Raw genomic sequence first — 18477 nt, 5'->3', positions numbered from 1 at the left:
GCAAATAAAGTAGTTTAAGAAATAGGATTACTAAGAGTTGTTGCGAATCATGCTCAGAAACTCAGGGGTAATCCCCAAATAGGATGCAATCTGTTTTTGGTTGAGCTGTTTTGATATTTCCGGGTATCTGTTCTTGAAAATTTCATACTTTTCCTTGGCCGGGAGAGCAAGGTTTTCCATACTTCTTCGTTGTTCCCGTATGTACGCATTTTGCATTAGGATTCTAAAGAAGCGCTCCAACTTTGGAATCTGAAAAAGAAGTTCCTCATAATCCAATTTGGACAGGCGCAACACAGACGAAGGAACAAGTGCCTCAATGCTAACCACACTCTTTTGCTCTTTGACAAACGCAAACATATCCGTGATCCACCAATCCGAGGTGGCAAACATAACCGTGTGTTCCTTGCCATCCTCGGCTAATGAAAAGGCCCGCAACATACCTTCGTTAACAAAGTAAATGGCATCGCAAAAAGCAGCTTGCTCCAGTAGGGTCTCTTGTTTTTGAAGCTTCGCATGATGAAGATGGGATATAAATAGGTTAACCTCTTCAGGTGTCAGCTGAATATGCTTTTCCAAGTTGGTGAGAACACACCTAAACTCCTTCATTGGGTTGGATTAAGGTGTAGTTTCATGCCTTCATGCGAATCAGTGAATCCCAAGGTTTTATAGAATTCCAAAGCATCTGGGCGTTTTTTGTCTGTGGTGAGCTGTACCACATGTGCTCCTTTTTCCTTAGCTCGCTCAATGGCCCACCTGAACAATTTTTTACCGATTCCCTTACCGCGATAATTATGGTGCACCCGTACAGCCTCTATTTGGGCTCGAATCCCGCCTTGATAGGTTAAATATTGAATAAAACTGAGCTGTAAAGTACCGATAACCTTTCCGGATTCATGTTCAAATACCATAAGTTCCTGATTTGGATACTTGTTGATGTTTTTGAAAGCCTTGAGGTATTTTTTTGGAAAGGGTTCCTGAAAATCTTCCCGTAGCTTGCCCAATTTATCATTGGCCAGCATTTCAACTATTGCAGGAACATCTTCTATAGTAGCTTGACGTATGATATTTGGCACAATTATGCTTTTAACTTGTTTAACTGCTTGACACGAACCTGCCTTCCGGTGGGCAGGTGCCACCAATTTAAAGAATTACATTTTGCAATGTCAGTGGTTCAATTGTTGGACACGAATGTGACAAATTTACACGAAACTTGAAGTTTAAGAATCAAGATAAAGAAACAGAGCTGTTACTTTGAACATCAACTCCTCTAACAATCCAATAATCAAAAAATCTAACTTAATCCAGTGCTAGCTATTTTCCTCCACCCATTCCCTGGCATTGATAAACGCTTGTAGCCAAGGCGAGACCTCATCATTCTTATCCTTCGGATAGTGCGCCCAGTTCCATGGAAAAGTAGAACGCTCTATATGTGGCATAGTCACCAAGTGTCTGCCGGTTTTGTCACATAACATGGCGGTGTTGAAATCACTCCCATTGGGGTTGGCCGGATAGCTTTCATAACCATATTTGGCCACAATATCGTATTGGTCTTCAGAATGTGGGAGGCTGAACTTTCCTTCACCATGGGAAATCCATACCCCTAATGTAGATTCCGCCAGGGAGCCCAACATCACCGAATTGTTCTCTTGAATTTTGACCGAGGTAAAATTACTTTCGTGCTTGCCGGAGTCGTTGTACGTCAATCTTCCATGTGTTTCGTGATCTGGATTTATTAAATCCAACTCCATGAACAATTGACAACCATTGCAAATCCCAATGGATAGGGTATCCGGTCTGGCAAAGAAATCGTTGATGACCTTATTGGCTTTTTCGTTGTATTTGATGGCACCGGCCCAACCTTTGGCGCTACCGAGCACATCAGAATTTGAAAAGCCACCCACTGCACCTAGAAACTGAATATCCTCCAAGGATTCTCGCCCAGAAATCAGGTCGGTCATATGCACATCCTTTACATCAAATCCAGCCAAGTACATGGCATTGGCCATTTCACGTTCGGAGTTGCTTCCTTTTTCCCTTAGGATAGCGGCTTTAGGCTTCTCGATACTTCCCGATTTCATCGGGACACTCGAAGCGACGCCTTCTGGAAACTTGTAAACCAAGGGCTGGTTTTTGTAGTTTTCATAGCGGTCTTGGGCCAGATTTTGGGCGGTCTGTTTAGCGTCAAGTAGGTATGAAGTCTTGAACCAAGTGTCCCTTAGTGATGGAATGTTCAGGCCTATTTCTATACCATGGTTTTTGATGGTCAATTCCTCTTTTGAGGAAACTGAACCAATTCGGATTGCGGCAATCCCTGCATCCCTAAGCACTTCTTCCGCTGAATTGTCTTTCGCTTGGAAAACAATTCCCGCATTTTCAGCAAAAAGCAATTTGATGGTATCTTCTTCACCAACATCGGTGAGATCCAGTTGTGCTCCAAGGGCTAAGTCGGCAAAACACATTTCCAACAGCGTAGTGATCAATCCACCGGACGCTACATCATGACCCGCAAGAATTTTACCGTCTTTTATCAAGGACTGCAGGGTGTTGAAAACCAACTTTACATATGCGGCATCGTTTACCGAAGGTGCTTCGTCACCTATTTCATTCAGGATTTGGGCGAATGAGGAACCTCCCAATTTATATCCATCTTTGGATAAGTTGATGTAATAGATATCTCCTCCATCTTTTTGCAAGATAGGTTCAACTATTTTGTTGATGTCATTACAATTTGCAGCCGCAGAAATTATTACCGTGCCGGGTGAAAGCACATCACCATCCTTATACTTTTGTTTCATGGATAGGGAATCCTTGCCGGTAGGAACATTGATTCCGAGGGCAATGGAAAAATCCGATACTGCCTCGACCGCATCATAAAGGCGGGCATCTTCACCTTCGTTTTTACAGGGCCACATCCAATTGGCGGATAATGAAACCGATTTAAGCCCATCCTTAAGAGGTGCCCAAACAATATTGGTCAAGGCTTCAGTAATGCTATTTTTACTTCCAGCAACAGGGTCAACCAAACCTGAAATTGGTGAGTGTCCTATACTGGTGGCAATTCCCTCCTTACTTTTGAAATCCAACGCCATAACACCACAATTGTTCAAGGGCAACTGCAGTGGCCCCGCACATTGTTGTTTGGCTACGCGTCCTCCAACGCAGCGATCTACTTTGTTGGTCAGCCAATCCTTGCAAGCCACAGCCTCCAACTGAAGTAGCTGTTCCAGATAATCGTGAAAATGTTCAAGGGAGTAATTGAGTTTGGCATATTCGCGAAGCACTGTGCGGTCCTCCATTATGGTTTTTGGGGAACTTCCAAACATGTCGGAAAGCTCTAAATCCATGGGTTTATCTCCGGATGTATCCGAAACAAATGTAAATCGATGATCTCCTGTAACCTCACCGACATCGTACATGGGAGAGCGCTCACGAGCCGCGATACGATCCAATAAATCCAAGTCTTTTTTACCTATGACCAAGCCCATTCTCTCCTGGGATTCATTCCCAATAAGTTCTTTGGCCGATAGGGTTGGGTCTCCTAAGGGAAGTTTATCTGTATTGATGGTACCTCCGGTTTCCTCAACCAATTCGGACAAACAGTTAAGATGTCCGCCAGCACCGTGATCATGTATGGAAACGATAGGGTTATCATGACTCTCCACCATCCCTCGAATGGCGTTGGATGCTCTTTTTTGCATTTCGGGATTGGAGCGTTGCACTGCATTGAGTTCAATGGCCGAACTAAATTCCCCGGTATCTGCACTGGATACTGCTGCACCCCCCATTCCGATACGATAATTGTCTCCACCTAGAATGACTATTCTGTCTTCTTTTTGGGGTTGATCTTTGAGGGCTTGCTCTTTTTTTCCATATCCAATTCCCCCGGCTAGCATAATGACCTTATCAAAACCTAATTTTCGAGCGTCCTCCTGATGTTCGAAGGTTAGCACGGAACCTGCAATTAGGGGTTGACCAAATTTGTTCCCAAAATCGGAGGCGCCGTTGGAAGCCTTGATCAAAATATCCATTGGGGTTTGATACAACCAGTCGCGTTCCACCATGCCCTTTTCCCAAGGACGATTTTCTTCCAATCGGGAGTAGGAGGTCATGTACACCGCTGTACCTGCTAAAGGAAGCGAGCCTTTCCCGCCTGCCAAACGATCTCTAATTTCCCCTCCAGAACCTGTGGCCGCCCCATTAAAAGGTTCTACCGTGGTTGGAAAGTTGTGGGTTTCGGCTTTTAAGGACAGAACTGAGTTGAACTCTGTTTCCTCATAATAGTCGGGCTTGTCGGCTGTTTTGGGAGCAAATTGCACCGCTTTGGGTCCATCGATAAAAGCCACATTATCCTTGTAGGCAGAAACAATTTCATTCGGATTTTCCTCCGAAGTCTTCTTGATCATTTTGAATAAGGATGATGGTTTTTCTTCTCCATCAATAACAAATGTCCCATTGAAAATTTTATGTCGGCAATGTTCAGAATTCACCTGACTGAAGCCAAAAACTTCCGAATCCGTCAACTTTCTGCCAATCTTCTGCGCCAATTCTTCCAAATAGATCACTTCATCATCGTTCAATGCAAGACCCTCCTGCTGATTGTAAGCTGCGATATCATCTATCTCCAAAATGGGTTCTGGAACAATATCGATAATAAAAATCTCTTGATTTAATCCCTTGTATTTTTGGAAAAGCATGGGGTCATAATCCTGATGATCTTCACTTGCCGTATGAAACTCCTCAATCCTGAGGATTCCTTCAATTCCCATATTCTGGGTAATCTCTGTGGCATTGGTACTCCATGGTGTGATCATGGCGGCTCGGGGTCCAATAAAAAAGGCGTCAAGAGACGCCAGAGGTTTTTTTGATGCTCCCGAAACCAGTTCGGGACAGGCGAACAACCACGTAAGTTTCTGAATGTCTTTTGGTGCAATTTCTTGAGCAGTCTGGACGGCAAAAACCTTTGTTGCCTTGTCCCCAAAGAAATGAATCATATCAGCCTAATTGTTGAACAGATTAAGAAAGTGCAAATTTACGCTTTTCTATGTGATTCTATGTTCGGGGACAAAACAGTTTTCAACCTGAATTGTTAATAGCTGCTTTGAAGAATTTAGGAGCCTAAACAAACATACCTCCAGACGCCTCAATCCGTTGACCATTGATCCATTTGGCCTCATCTGTACATAAAAAAGCGACCAAACCACCAATGTCATGACTTTCACCAACTCTGCCAAGGGCGGTTAAGTTGGCAATGTGGTCCATTACCTCTGGCATTTCCTCGAAGCGCTCCTTGTTGAAATCGGTGTTGATTGCTCCAGGAGCCACGGTATTGGCTTTAATTTGGCGAGGTCCCAACTCTTTGGCCAGATATCTGGTAAAGACTTCCACAGCTCCTTTCATTGCCGCGTAGGCCGAATATCCAGGAAAAGAAAAACGAGCCAACCCACTCGATATGTTGATGATTCCACCTCCATCTTTTAGAATGGGCAAAAGCGTCTGGGTTAAGAAATACACCCCTTTAAAGTGGACATCAAACAACTGATCGAAGTTTTCCTCAGTGGTTTCGGCAACAGATGCGTTATACCCGAATCCGGCATTGTTGATTAGAAAATCGATGGTATCCGAATCAAATTCCTTTTTTAGTGTTTGTTGCAGTTGGCTTTTGAAAGATTGAAATGCAACTTTGGTGGTGTCCAACTGCAAGGCCACACCTTTTCTGCCAATGGCCTCTATCTCATTTATAGTAGAATTGGCTGCTGTTTCATTTGAATGGTATGTGATGACCACATCCAAGCCTTTTTTGGCAAGTTCAATGGCCATGTCCCTACCTAACCCTCGACTTCCGCCAGTAATCAATGCAATTTTTGTACTCATGTTTTTTGTTTTTAATTATTAATACTGCAAAGTTCTAAAGGGTCGGCTTGACTGTCTTGTGACGGTCAATCCAATAATTGCAAAAATCAAATAATTTCGATTTTTCGAAACTTTAAGGGAGAGAGGTCGGTGTGTTTTTTAAAGAAGTTGGAAAAATGGGCAGTTTCCTCAAATCCAAGCGCATATGCAATTTCAGCTATATTCCAATTGCTGTGTCTTACCAGTATTTTGGCTTCTTTGATAACTCGTTCTGCAATTAAGTGGGAGGTGCTTTTCTGTTCAACTTCCTGTAATGCCCTGTTTAAATGGTTTGTATGGACACTGAGTTGATTGGCAAAATCAGATGGGGAACGGAGCCTCATGCGCTGCCCCATACTCTCTATGGGGAACTGTCTTTCCAATAATTCGGTAAACAGGGATGTAATTCTTTCCGAAGCATTGGAATGGACATTGGTAATGGTATGTGCGGGCTGAAGTTTCAGGGCCTCATGGATGAGCTCAAAAACAAGGTTTCTTAAGATATCATACTTGAAGGCATAATCTGAATCCAGCTCTTTGAACATGCGTTGAAACAGGGGAGTGAATCTACCAATATCCTGATGGGTCAACTGCACTACCGGAATTCCTCCGGGTTGAAAAACAGGGTAGTTTAAGAGTGTACCAAATTGATGAAAAAAGGTTTCGGTAAATACGCAAAAATACCCAGTAAGTTGCTCATCTATTTGTTCCCAATTGTACGGTATTTGCGGGTTGGAGAATACCAGCACATGTTCATCAACCGGCACAACCTTATCAGCGTAGTGCACCTTGCTCCTTCCGGACACCAAGCTTATTTTGAAGTAATCCCTACGGTTAAAGGGCATGGGTTTGGGTTTTGGCCCTGCAAATTCGTCCAGCCTAAATACATTGAAATGACCTATCCCTGTTTTGAGATCTTCTGGAATGCGATTTTGACTGGAGCTATAAAACTCCTCGATGGAAACACGTTTGGCCATGCTTCAAAGTTACATAAATCAAATAAATGGGATTATTGGATTGTTGGATTGCTTCGAGCTGGGAATTTGGGATTTCAAGTTTGGAATTTGAAAATCGGATAGATTGTTTTCATAGATTACTGCTCATTGTTTTTTGAGCAACGCCATATAGAAACCATCAAACCCATGTTCCGAGACATAGATGTTTTGCTCCTTGACCAAGGTAAAATCTTGACCAGATTCAGAACCCAAGAACTTTTGCACTTGCTCTGTATTTTCTTGGGGCAGAATGGAACAAGTGGCATAGACCATTTGCCCGCCTATTTTGACCATTTTGCTGTAATTCTGAAGAATATCCTGTTGAACACCCATAATCCGTTCTATGAACTCTGGTTCCAACTTCCATTTTGAATCAGGATTACGACGAATCACGCCCAATCCCGAACAAGGAGCATCCAGTAAAAGTCGGTCTGCACTATTGTGCAGTTTTTTGATGACTTTGGTGGAATCAATAACCCTTGTTTCCACATTGTGGACCCCATTGCGACGCGCCCGAATCTTCAATTTTTTGAGCTTACTCTCATAGATATCCAGGGCGATCAGTTGTCCCTTGTTCTCCATCTGTGAAGCTAAATGAAGGGTTTTACCACCTGCACCGGCGCAGGCATCCACCACCCGCTGTCCAGGCTTCACTTCCAAAAAAGGAGCCACCAGCTGGGACGAGGCATCCTGCACTTCAAATAGTCCATCTTTAAAGGATTCCGTGGTAAATACGTTCTTGCGCTCCTTGAGTTTTAAGGCATCGGGATATCCCTTAATAGGTTCGGCTTCAATTTCATGTTGAGCCAAGGCAATTTGAAGCTGCTCCTTTTTTATTTTCAAGGTATTGGTTCTAAGAATGACCTCGGCCTGCTTGTTCAATGCGGCAATTTCCTTTGTCCAAAGTTCATTTCCCAAAGACTTTTCACCAAGCTCATCCATCCAATCTGGCACGGATTCCTTTATTTTTCTGATTTTGGACAGCTCATCAAACCTACCCTTGATTCGACGCTCGGGAGTACCTTCCAACTGCTTCCAATCTGGGATTCTGATGCCACGTAATACACACCAAACGGCAAACAACCGGAACAAATGTTCCCTAGAGTAGGGTTCGTGCACCTCTGCGATTTCAGCATAAAGACGTTTCCAACGCACAATGTCGTAAGTGGTTTCGGCAATAAAGCCTCTATCCCGGGCACCCCAGCGTTTATCATACCGCAGTACTTTCTCAATTACCTTATCGGCATATTCATTTTCGTTGAAGATCATGTTCAACGCATCAATCACGGCAAAGACCAGGTTTCGGTGTAATCGCATCCCAAAAATTAAGAAATGCAAAGGTATGGTTTCTAATAAGATTCCAATTACATTTGGGCAAACACATCTGCATGAAATACTTCCCATTACTTGCCTTACTGATTTTAATCGTTGCCTGTTCCGATAAGGAAAAACCAAAGCAGTTTTCCGCTGTTGAGATGAAGACTGTTTTTAAAGATTCGGTAAGCATACGTGCTATTGAGTTTTTGGATCGCAAAACATTGGCATTTGCAGGGAGTGGCGGTGTGTACGGAACCCTGGATGTTATCAGCCATACTGTACGTTCCAATATTCAATCCTATGACAGCCTTTATCCCGGATTTAGAGCTGTGGGAAAAACGGCCTCTGACTTTTTTATGCTTTCAGCTGGTAATCCGGCTTTGCTCTACAAAACAGGGAATTCTGGAACTATGGAATTGGTATATAAGGAAGAAGGCGAAGGTGTTTTCTATGATTCCATGAAATTTTGGAATGCTAGTGAAGGTATGGCTGTGGGCGATAGCATGTTTGGGTGCTTGTCCATCATAATTACCCGGGATGGAGGAAACACGTGGACTAAATTACCTTGCTCGCAGTTGCCCGCTGCCGAAAAAGGGGAAGGGGCATTTGCAGCCAGCAATACCAATATTGCCATTGTTGGCAACAGTGCTTGGATTGCTACAACGACTGGTGCGGTCTATAAATCTATGGACAAGGGTAAAACATGGTCAAAAACCGCAACTCCCATTGTTAAAGAAAAACCTGCCGAAGGTATTTATTCCATTGACTTTTATGATAAATATATCGGGTTTGCCATTGGAGGGGACTATACCCAGCCCCAATCCAACAAAGCCAATAAGGTTGTTACCCAAGATGGGGGTGCCACTTGGCAATTGATTGCCGATGGGGAGGAACCCAACTATAAAAGTTGTGTGCAGTATATGCCCAATTCAGATGGTGAGGGATTGGTAGCGGTTGGGTTTACAGGGATTTCCTATTCCCAAGATTCAGGACGGCATTGGAAACAGCTCAGCGATGAAGGTTTTTACGCCCTTCGTTTTTTGAATGATACAGTTGCCTATGCCTCTGGAAAAAACCGGATTGCCAGATTGGTGTTTCAATAAAAAAGCGACGAGAATATCGCCGCTCTTTTCTAACTACTAACCAAACCAACTTAAACGTTGACCACCACATAATGGCGACCTGATTTCTTATACCAGATACCTCTGGACTTATATAGTTTTCTTCCGTTTACCACAACCACGGTTCGGGTTCTGGGGAGTCTTCTAACTTTGATGCCTACCGGGGCAGCACACACCACGTACCTTTTTCCGCGGGCTTTGTACCAAACTCCATCGGCAAAATAGAAATTGGCCTTTTTGTGCACGACTACTCGTGGCTTTTTAATAGTGGTTACCACGGTTCCGTGTTTGGGATATACGCGAACCACTGTTCTTTGGGCACTAACGACCATTGTTCCCAAAAGGGCCATTGCAACTAGGATTGTTTTTAAAGCTTTCATAATGTAGATTTTTATGGTTTCTGGTTCTTTGACGACTGTTTTATGAGAAGGTTTAATTAAAAAAGGAGCCAATTGGCTCCTTTTTTGTGTCGTTCAACGAAATAGGGGATTACCCACCACCTCTACGTTTTCGCATTTGCTGTAACAGTCGCTTTTTAAAATCTTCTTCGGCCTTCAGCAACAACAAGGTTTTTTTTGGCGAAATCACATTTTTTATCTTGGAGATGAACTCCAGTTGGGCGTCATGTTTTTCTTTTTGTACGTCCAAAAACTTGGACAATAGGGTAGCGGATTCTGCATTGGATAAATCCTGGATGAAGGATATTTGGGAACGAAGTTCCAAACGTTCGGTTCTTCGAATGCGCTCCAAAGTTTCCTCGTGTTCATTATAGATAGGCCAGAAGGATTGTGCTTCTTGGCTAGTAAGGCTCAAACGTTCTGTGATGAATGCCACTTTTAGGGTTTTGATGCGTTCCCGGGCAGGACCCTGGGCATAAAACCATGAGGTTCCCATGGCAAAACTGAAAATTAGTATGAGTATTTTTTTAGTCATAATCATTGTAGTCTAGGTTTAAATCCTCAATATCCTCCACATTTTCATCCAGATATTCCAAAATTTGTTCCTCGCCCAAATTCTGGTCCAGCATATCGGATAATTCAATCTGATCCAATGAAACCACCTCTGCAATTTCATAAGAAGAAAGATTGAAGTCGTTAGTATCAAAATAGGCTTCCAACTCAGAATTTGCCAAGTCGTCAAAAGTTACGGTATCAACCTTGTTCCGATTGAGTCCAAAGAATAACAGCAATACTGCGGCAACTCCAGCTATGCTGTAGTATATTTTCTTATAAGATTTAAGTTGAACGACTTTAACCTCTTTAGGTTCCAGTTGGGCTATTACTTTTGGGGCAAGGTCTTCAAAGTAGGTCTCGGGCACTGCAAAACCGTCCGACTTAGGAATCATGGATTTTTCCGCTTGGGAATCCTCCTGTTGGATCCTGTCCATAAGTCGGTCATGAAAGTTATCGAAATAACCTTCCGGAGTTTTGAATTTATTTTTTTTATCCTTTCCCATCTTTTTTGTTTGACCCCCGAACCTTAAAAAGGTTTAATCGGCTTTAAGATACGCTTCAATTTTCTTTACCGCCAAATGGTAAGAGGTTTTTAAGGCTCCAACCGAGGTTTCAAGTACTTCCGATATCTCTTCGTATTTCATTTCCTGAAAATACTTCATAGTGAAAACCAACTTTTGTTTGTCCGGAAGTGTTGCCAAAGCTTTCTGAAGCTTTAATTGGATTTCGTCCCCTTCAAAATACACATCGGACTGTAGGTTTTCTACCAAGGACATTTTTAATTCCTCATCACTGATACCTGCTTTTTTGGATTTTTGCTTTAAAAAAGTCAGGGATTCGTTTGTTGCTATGCGATACATCCAGGAATACAGCTTACTATCCCCTTTAAAGCCGTCTATGTTCCTGTACACTTTGATAAAGGTATTCTGCAATACATCATCAGCATCATCATGATTCAGGACAATCCTTCGGATATGCCAATACAAGCGTTCCTTATAGGTGTTTACCAACACTTCAAAGGCTCTGGCTTGACTATCCTTATGTTTTAGCTCAGCGACTAAGGTTTCCTCAGCGATCAATTTTTTGTTGATTTGATGCTATGACTAAGGTAAAGGTAAAAGGTTTAATTTTTTCTGTGGGTCTTTAGTCTTTAGTCTTGGGTGAGAACGTTGGATTCTTGGATTTTTGGATTGTTGGAGTTTGAGCTTGAACTTGAATTTTGGATTGTTGGAGATTGGAATTTGAAGATTGATTGCTGGGTGCTGGGTGCTGGGTGCTGGGTGCTGGATGTCAGATGTTCGATTTTGGATTTTTGGATTCTTAGATTTTTGGAATTTGGAGCTTGGATTTTTGGATTATTGAAATTTGAGCTTGTGCTTGAACTTGAACTTGAACTTATCCAAGAGTCTGCATTTCCACTAGTTTTTTGTAACCTTTTTGTGACTTCATCAACTCTTCATGGGTGCCTTGCTCCACAATTTTTCCTTTGCTGAGGACTACTATGGAATCTGCATTTTGGATGGTGGACAAACGGTGTGCGATGACGATGGAGGTCCGGTTTTGCATCATTTTCTCCAATGCATCCTGCACAAGCTTCTCGCTTTCTGTATCCAAGGCGGAAGTGGCCTCGTCCAAAATCATGATGGGAGGGTTTTTCAACACCGCCCTGGCGATGGACAAGCGTTGCTTTTGGCCTCCACTTAGTTTATTTCCGCTATCCCCGATATTGGTATCATAGCCATTGGGAAGTTCCATGATAAAGTCATGGGCATTGGCCACTTTCGCAGCTTCCATAATTTCTTCATCGGTAGCGCCCTCTTTGCCCAGACCAATATTGTTTTTAACGGTATCGTTGAACAAGATGGAATCCTGGGTCACCAATCCCATAAGTCCACGAAGGGATTTTTTGGAAATGTCTTTGATGTTGGTTCCGTCAATGTTGATTTCGCCTTCGTTCACATCGTAAAAACGGGTGACTAAATTGGCGATGGTACTTTTTCCACTTCCAGATTGGCCCACCAAGGCCACGGTTTGCCCTTTTTTGACGTCCAGATTGAAGTTTTCCAACACATAATCATCTTCATACTTAAAGGAAACCTCCTTGAGAGATATGCTCTCAGCAAAGTCAGTTTTTTCCACAGCGTTTTGATGGTCTGCAATGGGGTTTTCAGATTCCAACACCTCCAATACCCGCTCGGCGGCAGCATTTCCCTTTCTAACACCGTAGGACGCCTTGCTAATAGCCTTTGCAGGGGTTAGAATATTATAAGCCAGTCCCATGTAAGCTATAAAAGAGGAAGGGTCAAGCGTTTTATCCACCAAGACCATCTTACCTCCAAACCATAGCAATACCCCTATAACCAATATGCCTAAAAACTCCCCCGTGGGCGAGGCTAGGTTTTGCCTGTTCAACAGGGAGTTGGAAAACCTAAAAAAGCGGTTTGTGGACTTTTGGAAGGTTTTATAAAATCGAGATTCGGAATTAAAGGCCTTGATGACCCGTAAACCACCCAAAGTTTCCTCAACAATGGACAAAAACTCGCCTTGTTCCCTCTGTACTTTATCTGATTTTCGCTTTAGCGATTTTCCAATTCGGGAAATGATCATCCCTGCAATGGGAATAAAAACAAAAACAAAAATGGTGAGTTTGGCACTGATGCCGAACATGATCAAAATGGTAAATAGGATGGTCAACGGTTCGCGAACGATCAACTCTAATATGGACAGAAAAGAGTGCTGTATCTCCAAAACATCCGAAGTGATTCTGGCAATAACATCCCCTTTGCGTTTTTCCGAAAAATAGGAAATGGGCAAATCCACAATTTTCTGGTACATTTTGTTCCGAATGTCCTTTAGCACCCCATTTCTTAGAAATGTGATAAAGAACATGGCCAGATAATTGAAGGCGTTCTTCAAGAGAAAAAGTGCCAGAACCAGTCCAATGACCAAAACGAGTCCTTTCATATCGTCATCCCCGGAATAAGCAGTGACGCGATAGTTGATATAATCCTGTAGATAGTCCTTTAAACCGCCCACTCCAGTATAAACTGGCTCTACAAGCACCTTGTCATCCGGCTGGAAAAGTACATCCAACATGGGAATCAAGGCCGCAAAGGAAAGCGCGCTAAAAAGCGCATAAAGGATATTAAAGAAAATATTGAGAAAACCGTATTTGCGATAGGGAACCGCAAAACGGAGAATCTTTTTAAAATAGTTCATTCACTATAAGTTCAATTCGGAAACGATGCCCTCTAATTTGGCATCCAACTGCGAATTTACGGATTTATAATCCGCGGCATTCTCCAATTTGGCGTTGGTGCTCATGTAAAATTTCACCTTGGGTTCAGTTCCGCTTGGTCTTGCGGCAATCCGTGTGCCATCTTCGGTTTCGTAGATCAAAACATTCGATTTTGGCAGGTCAATGGCCTTTTCCTCACCGGTTTGTACATTTTTGGCAGTTGAAGTATTGTAATCCTCTATCCAAACCACTTTAGAACCTTGAACGGAATCCACAGGGTTTTCCTTGAAGTCAATGAGCATCTGTTTGATTTCTTCCGCCCCGCTGATTCCTTTTTTGGTCAGGGAAATCAGTTTTTCTTTATAAAAACCAAAACTTACGTAGCAATTGATCAGTTCTTCATAAAAAGAGCTACCCCTTGCTTTGGCATCTGATGCAATTTCACAAGCCAAAAGCGTAGAGGTTACGGCATCCTTATCGCGAACAAAATCACCCACCATGTAGCCAAAACTTTCTTCTCCTCCACCTATAAATTGGGACTCAGGGAAGTCCTTGATCATTTTCCCAATCCATTTAAACCCGGTCAGGGAAGTCTTGCATTCCAGCCCATAGGCTTTTGCCATTTGTTGCATCATGGGTGTGGATACAATGGTGGAAGCGACAAACTCATTGCCCTGCAATCCTTTTTCCTTGAATTTGTCCAATAGAAACTTGGTCATCATGATCATGGTCTGGTTACCGTTGAGCAATTCAATTTCGCCTTCCAAGTTTCTAACGGCTATCCCAAGGCGATCACTATCTGGGTCGGTGCCTACCACCATATCGGCTCCAATTTCCTCCGCCTTTTTTATGGCCATGGCCAAAGCAGCTGGTTCCTCCGGATTTGGGGATTCAACCGTCGGGAAATTTCCATCAGGTTTGGCTTGTTCTTCTATGATTGTGACGTTGTTATAGCAAGCTCTTTTCAAAACTTCAGGAATCGCTGTTATGGAAGTACCATGGAGAGAGGTGAACACAATCTTGAAATCATCTTTTCCTTTGGCATCAAAATTCCCATTGCTTACCGAAGCTTCGAAGAAGGCTTCATCCACTTCTTTATCTATGTGTTGGATGAGTCCCACATTGGCCTCAAATTTTATGTCTTCAAAAGAAAGAGAGTCTATTTCAGCAATGATTTCCCCATCCTGTGGTGGTACGATTTGCCCTCCATCTGCCCAATACACTTTGTACCCATTGTATTCGGGTGGATTGTGGGACGCCGTTAAAACGATTCCTGCTTGACAGCCCAAATGCCTTACCGCAAAAGAAAGTTCTGGAGTGGTTCGCAATTCGGAGAACAAATAAACTTTGATTCCATTGGCAGCGAATACGTCAGATACCGTTTTTGCCAAGGTGTCCGAATTGTGGCGGCAATCATAGGCAATAACAACTTTGATCTCGCTATCGCCGTGAATCTTTTTTAAATAGTTACTTAGTCCCTGGGTGTTTTTACCCAAAGTGTATTTGTTGATTCTGTTGGTTCCAACCCCCATAATCCCGCGCATTCCGCCAGTACCAAATTCCAAATCCTTGTAAAAACGTTCCTTTAGTTCTTCAGTGTCGTTTTCAATAAGATGTTGAACTTCCTTTTTGGTGTCTGTGTCAAAAAAATCGGTAAGCCAAGTCTTGGCGTTTGCGGTGATGGAATCCATGTAATACGTGTAATTTTCTTCGTGTTAAAAGTACAAAGAATATGAAATTGGCCTCGGTTAAATGTTAATTTTCTTGGAGATGGTATATCGGGTATCATTTTTTCTTGAACGAACCATGATTTCACCCAAAAAACCGGCCAAGAACATCTGGGTTCCTATGACCATGGCCACGAGTGCAATGTAAAATTGGGGTCGTTCAGTTATCAAACGGCCAGTAGGGTTTAGAAAGAGTTTATCAATTCCCAAGTAGATGGAAAACCCAAAGCCAACCATAAACATGATTACCCCCATGGCACCAAAAAGATGCATGGGTTGCCGGCCAAATTTGGAGACGAACCAAATGGTGATCAAATCCAAAAAACCGTTTACAAAACGTTCCGCGCCAAATTTGGTACTCCCATATTTTCTGGCCTGATGCTGAACCACCTTTTCAGTAATATTGGAAAAACCGGCATTTTTGGCAAGGACAGGAATGTACCGATGCATTTCTCCAGAAACTTCTATGTTTTTGACTACATCTCTGTTGAAGGCCTTGAGTCCACAGTTAAAATCATGAAGTTTGACCCCAGAAGTTCTTCTTGCGGCCCAATTGAACAGTTTGGAAGGGATGTTTTTGGTGATTACGGAATCGTAGCGTTTCTTTTTCCATCCGGATACAACATGGTAATTGTCCTGCTTGATGAGGATGTACAGTTCCGGGATTTCTTCTGGATTGTCTTGCAAATCCGCATCCATGGTAATGACAACCTCTCCTTTCGCGGCTTCAAAACCGGCATGCAGCGCCTGGGACTTTCCGTAATTCTTTAAAAATCGAATCCCTTTGACGTTTTCATTTTTTTCCGATAGGGCACGAATGGTATTCCAAGAATCATCCTCACTTCCGTCATCAATAAAAACAATCTCATACATAAAATGATTGGATTGCATAACCTGTACAATCCAATCATGGAGTTCTGTAAGTGAATCTTGCTCGTTAAGTAAAGGGATTACAATGGAAATCTGCATTGTTTCTTTCTGGATTTCCCTTCAAAAGTAGCATTTTTTGTGTTAGTAGGCCGGTTTGTCCTTTTTCACGATAAGACCTGTTATAAGGCTCACGATAAATCCAAAAATGACGGAAAGGAGCATGAACACAGCCATAATGACCCAGAAGAACTTTTTCTGGATTTCAATGCTTTGGTCAATTTGTTCGGTGGTCAAATTCGGATTTTGCTCTAGGGCTTGTTGTCGCCCTAATTCATAGGCTTGCTCCATGAAATTGGGTTCAATGACATTGGAAAAAATAAGAAAATAGATAATGCCCAAAATGAAGCTGACCACGGCAACCCCAGGCCCTATCTTCATGGCTTGAATCAAACTTATGAAACCTCCATTAGCCTTTTTAAACTGTAAAATTGCCAATACAACAAAAACCGCAAGGATAAGGTACTGGACGGCCTGAATGGCAAAACTTCTTTCGTGGTGCATATCAGCTAGATAAAGCATGAGGGAAAAGATAATTCCTGTCGCTCCGGCAAGGACACCATAATTTCGTGAGAACGTTCCCACTTTAGGTTGATTTTCTTCCATTTTAAAAGATTATTTTAGATTGATAGCTGACTGTTAGTGACCTTTGTTAAGGTTTTGTTACAGTTAAAGGTAGATTTTTTCTTTTTTAATGTTTTTGGGTTGGGATTCTAAAAGAAATCATTAAATTTGCAGCTCGAAAATTCGGAGAATAAGTTTTTAAGGCGATGAGAAAAGGTATACACCCAGAAAATTATAGATTGGTAGCTTTTAAGGATATGTCCAATGATGACGTATTTATTACAAAGTCTACTGCTGAAGCCAAGGAGAAGATTACCGTGGACGGTGTTGAGTATCCTTTGGTTAAATTGGAAATCTCTAGAACTTCTCACCCATATTATACTGGTAAGACCAAGTTAGTGGATACGGCTGGTAGAATTGACAAGTTCAAAAACAAATACAAGAAATTCAGCAAAGAAGAGAAGGCTGAGTAGCCAACTTCTTAATAAATAGATAGGGCGCCCTTGATTTTTAATCAAGGGCGTTTTTTATTTTTACACCTAGAAACCACCAATATGAATTACATCCTTACCGATGGCCCAAGGAGGGAGGCCTTACTTCCTTTTACATTTACAAGACCCGTTGCAGAAATACGAATAGGAATATTGACCATTAGAGAAAAATGGGAAAGAAGGCTGAAAACCACCCTAAGTTTTAAGACAGAGGAATATTTATCCGAGAAATATCCCATGATTTCCGAAAAGGAAAACGTGATTATAGATGGAGCCATTGTACCAGACCAAGGTTTAGCAGAAATGGTAAGTACGCTTTCAGCAAATGAAGCGATTCAATATGGAGACAAGGTTGTGGCCTATCACACCGGGGACCCCAACTTGGAGCCTGATTTTTCACAGTATAAAATCAAAACGCATAACGGTGAACTTATAACTGTGGATTTTACTTGGGATATTTTTTCCAAAAATGGGGAGGCTCTCCAAGCCGATTATGATTTCATAACCCAAGGCAGGAAAAGTGCCCCAATTTCGGAAACCAATAAACTCATAAATCCTGAAGATATCTTTTTGGAAGAAGGAGCAAGTGTGGAATACAGTATGCTAAATGCTTCGAATGGGCCCATTTATATTGGGGCCAATGCCGAAGTGTGGGAAGGTGCCCTGATTCGGGGAGGTTTGGCACTTTGCGAAAAAGCAGTGGTAAAAATGGGAGCCAAGATTTATGGCCCTACTACTGTTGGACCGCACGGAAAGGTATGTGGCGAGATCAGCAACTCCGTAATTTTTGGCTATTCCAGTAAAGGACATGAAGGGTATTTGGGGAATGCAGTTTTAGGGGAATGGTGCAATATTGGTGCCGATTCAAACAACTCCAACCTCAAGAACAACTATGCCAAAGTCCGGATGTGGAATTATGAGACGCAAAAATTTGATCATACAGGACTTCAGTTTTGTGGATTGATGATGGGAGACCACAGCAAGACCGCAATCAATACCATGTTCAATACGGGAACCGTGATAGGCGTTAATTCCAATATCTATGTTCCTGGATTTCCTAGAAATTTCATTCCAAGCTTCAGCTGGGGAGGAGCTTCAGGTTTCTCCACATACATGCCCAAAAGGGCATTTGAAGCTGCCAAGGTCATGATGGCCAGAAGAGGGAAGGAATTTGATGATGTAGAAGCCCGAATTTTGGAACATGTCTTTGAACTGACCAAAAAATGGAGGAATTACTGATTCAATCCAATTTTAT

At 42.4% G+C, this 18477-nt stretch carries 17 protein-coding genes; 3 read left to right on the top strand and 14 right to left on the bottom strand.

From position 1 onward, the window contains the following. Positions 1-30 precede the first annotated feature (30 nt). The 6 genes from FGG15_RS05195 to FGG15_RS05170 all read right to left on the bottom strand — a co-directional run bounded on the left by FGG15_RS05195 (position 31) and on the right by FGG15_RS05170 (position 8201). A complete protein-coding gene (locus FGG15_RS05195) occupies positions 31-606 on the bottom strand; it encodes a Crp/Fnr family transcriptional regulator (RefSeq protein ID WP_138833905.1) in 576 nt (191 codons plus the stop codon). Further along, entirely contained in the window at positions 603-1073 is a 471-nt protein-coding gene (locus tag FGG15_RS05190) for a GNAT family N-acetyltransferase (RefSeq protein WP_237561748.1), read from the bottom strand. The genes FGG15_RS05195 and FGG15_RS05190 overlap by 4 nt, the downstream gene beginning before the upstream one ends. A 234-nt stretch (positions 1074-1307) precedes the next feature. Beyond that, the gene (purL, locus tag FGG15_RS05185; RefSeq protein WP_138833903.1) at positions 1308-4991 is read right to left on the bottom strand and encodes a phosphoribosylformylglycinamidine synthase; all 3684 of its coding nucleotides are present in this window, start codon (positions 4989-4991) and stop codon (positions 1308-1310) included. 124 nt (positions 4992-5115) lie between these two features. Beyond that, a complete protein-coding gene (locus tag FGG15_RS05180) occupies positions 5116-5871 on the bottom strand; it encodes an SDR family NAD(P)-dependent oxidoreductase (protein ID WP_138833901.1) in 756 nt (251 codons plus the stop codon). Positions 5872-5957: 86 nt separating this feature from the next. After that, entirely contained in the window at positions 5958-6866 is a 909-nt protein-coding gene (locus FGG15_RS05175) for a helix-turn-helix domain-containing protein (RefSeq protein ID WP_138833899.1), read from the bottom strand. A 123-nt stretch (positions 6867-6989) separates the two neighbouring features. Beyond that, a complete protein-coding gene (locus FGG15_RS05170; protein ID WP_138833897.1) occupies positions 6990-8201 on the bottom strand; it encodes an RsmB/NOP family class I SAM-dependent RNA methyltransferase in 1212 nt (403 codons plus the stop codon). Positions 8202-8272: 71 nt separating this feature from the next. Here FGG15_RS05170 and FGG15_RS05165 point away from each other — a divergent pair, with 71 nt between their 5' ends. After that, on the top strand, positions 8273-9304 hold the full coding sequence (locus FGG15_RS05165; RefSeq protein WP_138833895.1) for a beta propeller repeat protein: 1032 nt from the start codon (positions 8273-8275) through the stop codon (positions 9302-9304). Positions 9305-9354: 50 nt separating this feature from the next. Here the strand turns inward: FGG15_RS05165 and FGG15_RS05160 are convergent, their stop codons facing one another. The 8 genes from FGG15_RS05160 to FGG15_RS05125 form a co-directional block, all read right to left on the bottom strand. Beyond that, on the bottom strand, positions 9355-9702 hold the full coding sequence (locus tag FGG15_RS05160) for a DUF6515 family protein (protein ID WP_138833893.1): 348 nt from the start codon (positions 9700-9702) through the stop codon (positions 9355-9357). Between the two features lie 109 nt (positions 9703-9811). Then, positions 9812-10255, bottom strand: a complete 444-nt coding sequence (locus FGG15_RS05155) for a hypothetical protein (protein ID WP_138833891.1) — start codon at positions 10253-10255, stop codon at positions 9812-9814. Next, positions 10248-10778: a hypothetical protein gene (locus FGG15_RS05150; RefSeq protein WP_138833889.1), complete on the bottom strand. Its 531-nt coding sequence runs from the start codon at positions 10776-10778 to the stop codon at positions 10248-10250. Before FGG15_RS05150 ends, FGG15_RS05155 begins: the two co-directional genes overlap by 8 nt. A gap of 33 nt (positions 10779-10811) precedes the next feature. After that, positions 10812-11354, bottom strand: a complete 543-nt coding sequence (locus FGG15_RS05145; protein WP_138833887.1) for an RNA polymerase sigma factor — start codon at positions 11352-11354, stop codon at positions 10812-10814. Between the two features lie 316 nt (positions 11355-11670). Then, positions 11671-13494, bottom strand: a complete 1824-nt coding sequence (locus FGG15_RS05140) for an ABC transporter ATP-binding protein (protein WP_138833884.1) — start codon at positions 13492-13494, stop codon at positions 11671-11673. A gap of 3 nt (positions 13495-13497) precedes the next feature. Continuing rightward, on the bottom strand, positions 13498-15204 hold the full coding sequence (locus FGG15_RS05135) for a phospho-sugar mutase (protein ID WP_138833882.1): 1707 nt from the start codon (positions 15202-15204) through the stop codon (positions 13498-13500). A gap of 57 nt (positions 15205-15261) precedes the next feature. Continuing rightward, the gene (locus FGG15_RS05130; RefSeq protein ID WP_138833880.1) at positions 15262-16209 is read right to left on the bottom strand and encodes a glycosyltransferase family 2 protein; all 948 of its coding nucleotides are present in this window, start codon (positions 16207-16209) and stop codon (positions 15262-15264) included. A gap of 42 nt (positions 16210-16251) precedes the next feature. Next, positions 16252-16773 carry a DUF4199 domain-containing protein gene (locus FGG15_RS05125; protein WP_138833878.1) on the bottom strand — a complete coding sequence of 174 codons (522 nt, stop codon included), beginning with the start codon at positions 16771-16773 and terminating at the stop codon, positions 16252-16254. Between the two features lie 164 nt (positions 16774-16937). Between FGG15_RS05125 and FGG15_RS05120 the strand changes: the two genes are divergently transcribed. Beyond that, on the top strand, positions 16938-17204 hold the full coding sequence (locus FGG15_RS05120; RefSeq protein WP_138833876.1) for a type B 50S ribosomal protein L31: 267 nt from the start codon (positions 16938-16940) through the stop codon (positions 17202-17204). 81 nt (positions 17205-17285) lie between these two features. Beyond that, on the top strand, positions 17286-18461 hold the full coding sequence (locus tag FGG15_RS05115) for a GlmU family protein (RefSeq protein WP_138833874.1): 1176 nt from the start codon (positions 17286-17288) through the stop codon (positions 18459-18461). Positions 18462-18477: the final 16 nt, after the last annotated feature.

It is taken from the genome of Flagellimonas algicola (assembly GCF_005937185.1).
Taxonomy (GTDB): domain Bacteria; phylum Bacteroidota; class Bacteroidia; order Flavobacteriales; family Flavobacteriaceae; genus Flagellimonas; species Flagellimonas algicola.
The sequence above is the reverse complement of the archived record's forward strand: the minus strand, read 5'-3'. Positions and strand labels throughout refer to the sequence as shown.

What these genes read in the sequence shown, in the direction of transcription:
- FGG15_RS05195 (WP_138833905.1), bottom strand. Translation starts at nt 606, where the DNA reads ATGAAGGAGTTTAGGTGTGTTCTCACCAACTTGGAAAAGCATATTCAG.
- purL (WP_138833903.1), bottom strand. Translation starts at nt 4,991, where the DNA reads ATGATTCATTTCTTTGGGGACAAGGCAACAAAGGTTTTTGCCGTCCAG.
- FGG15_RS05180 (WP_138833901.1), bottom strand. Translation starts at nt 5,871, where the DNA reads ATGAGTACAAAAATTGCATTGATTACTGGCGGAAGTCGAGGGTTAGGT.
- FGG15_RS05175 (WP_138833899.1), bottom strand. Translation starts at nt 6,866, where the DNA reads ATGGCCAAACGTGTTTCCATCGAGGAGTTTTATAGCTCCAGTCAAAAT.
- FGG15_RS05170 (WP_138833897.1), bottom strand. Translation starts at nt 8,201, where the DNA reads ATGCGATTACACCGAAACCTGGTCTTTGCCGTGATTGATGCGTTGAAC.
- FGG15_RS05165 (WP_138833895.1), top strand. Translation starts at nt 8,273, where the DNA reads ATGAAATACTTCCCATTACTTGCCTTACTGATTTTAATCGTTGCCTGT.
- FGG15_RS05160 (WP_138833893.1), bottom strand. Translation starts at nt 9,702, where the DNA reads ATGAAAGCTTTAAAAACAATCCTAGTTGCAATGGCCCTTTTGGGAACA.
- FGG15_RS05155 (WP_138833891.1), bottom strand. Translation starts at nt 10,255, where the DNA reads ATGACTAAAAAAATACTCATACTAATTTTCAGTTTTGCCATGGGAACC.
- FGG15_RS05150 (WP_138833889.1), bottom strand. Translation starts at nt 10,778, where the DNA reads ATGGGAAAGGATAAAAAAAATAAATTCAAAACTCCGGAAGGTTATTTC.
- FGG15_RS05140 (WP_138833884.1), bottom strand. Translation starts at nt 13,494, where the DNA reads ATGAACTATTTTAAAAAGATTCTCCGTTTTGCGGTTCCCTATCGCAAA.
- FGG15_RS05135 (WP_138833882.1), bottom strand. Translation starts at nt 15,204, where the DNA reads ATGGATTCCATCACCGCAAACGCCAAGACTTGGCTTACCGATTTTTTT.
- FGG15_RS05130 (WP_138833880.1), bottom strand. Translation starts at nt 16,209, where the DNA reads ATGCAGATTTCCATTGTAATCCCTTTACTTAACGAGCAAGATTCACTT.
- FGG15_RS05125 (WP_138833878.1), bottom strand. Translation starts at nt 16,773, where the DNA reads ATGGAAGAAAATCAACCTAAAGTGGGAACGTTCTCACGAAATTATGGT.
- FGG15_RS05120 (WP_138833876.1), top strand. Translation starts at nt 16,938, where the DNA reads ATGAGAAAAGGTATACACCCAGAAAATTATAGATTGGTAGCTTTTAAG.
- FGG15_RS05115 (WP_138833874.1), top strand. Translation starts at nt 17,286, where the DNA reads ATGAATTACATCCTTACCGATGGCCCAAGGAGGGAGGCCTTACTTCCT.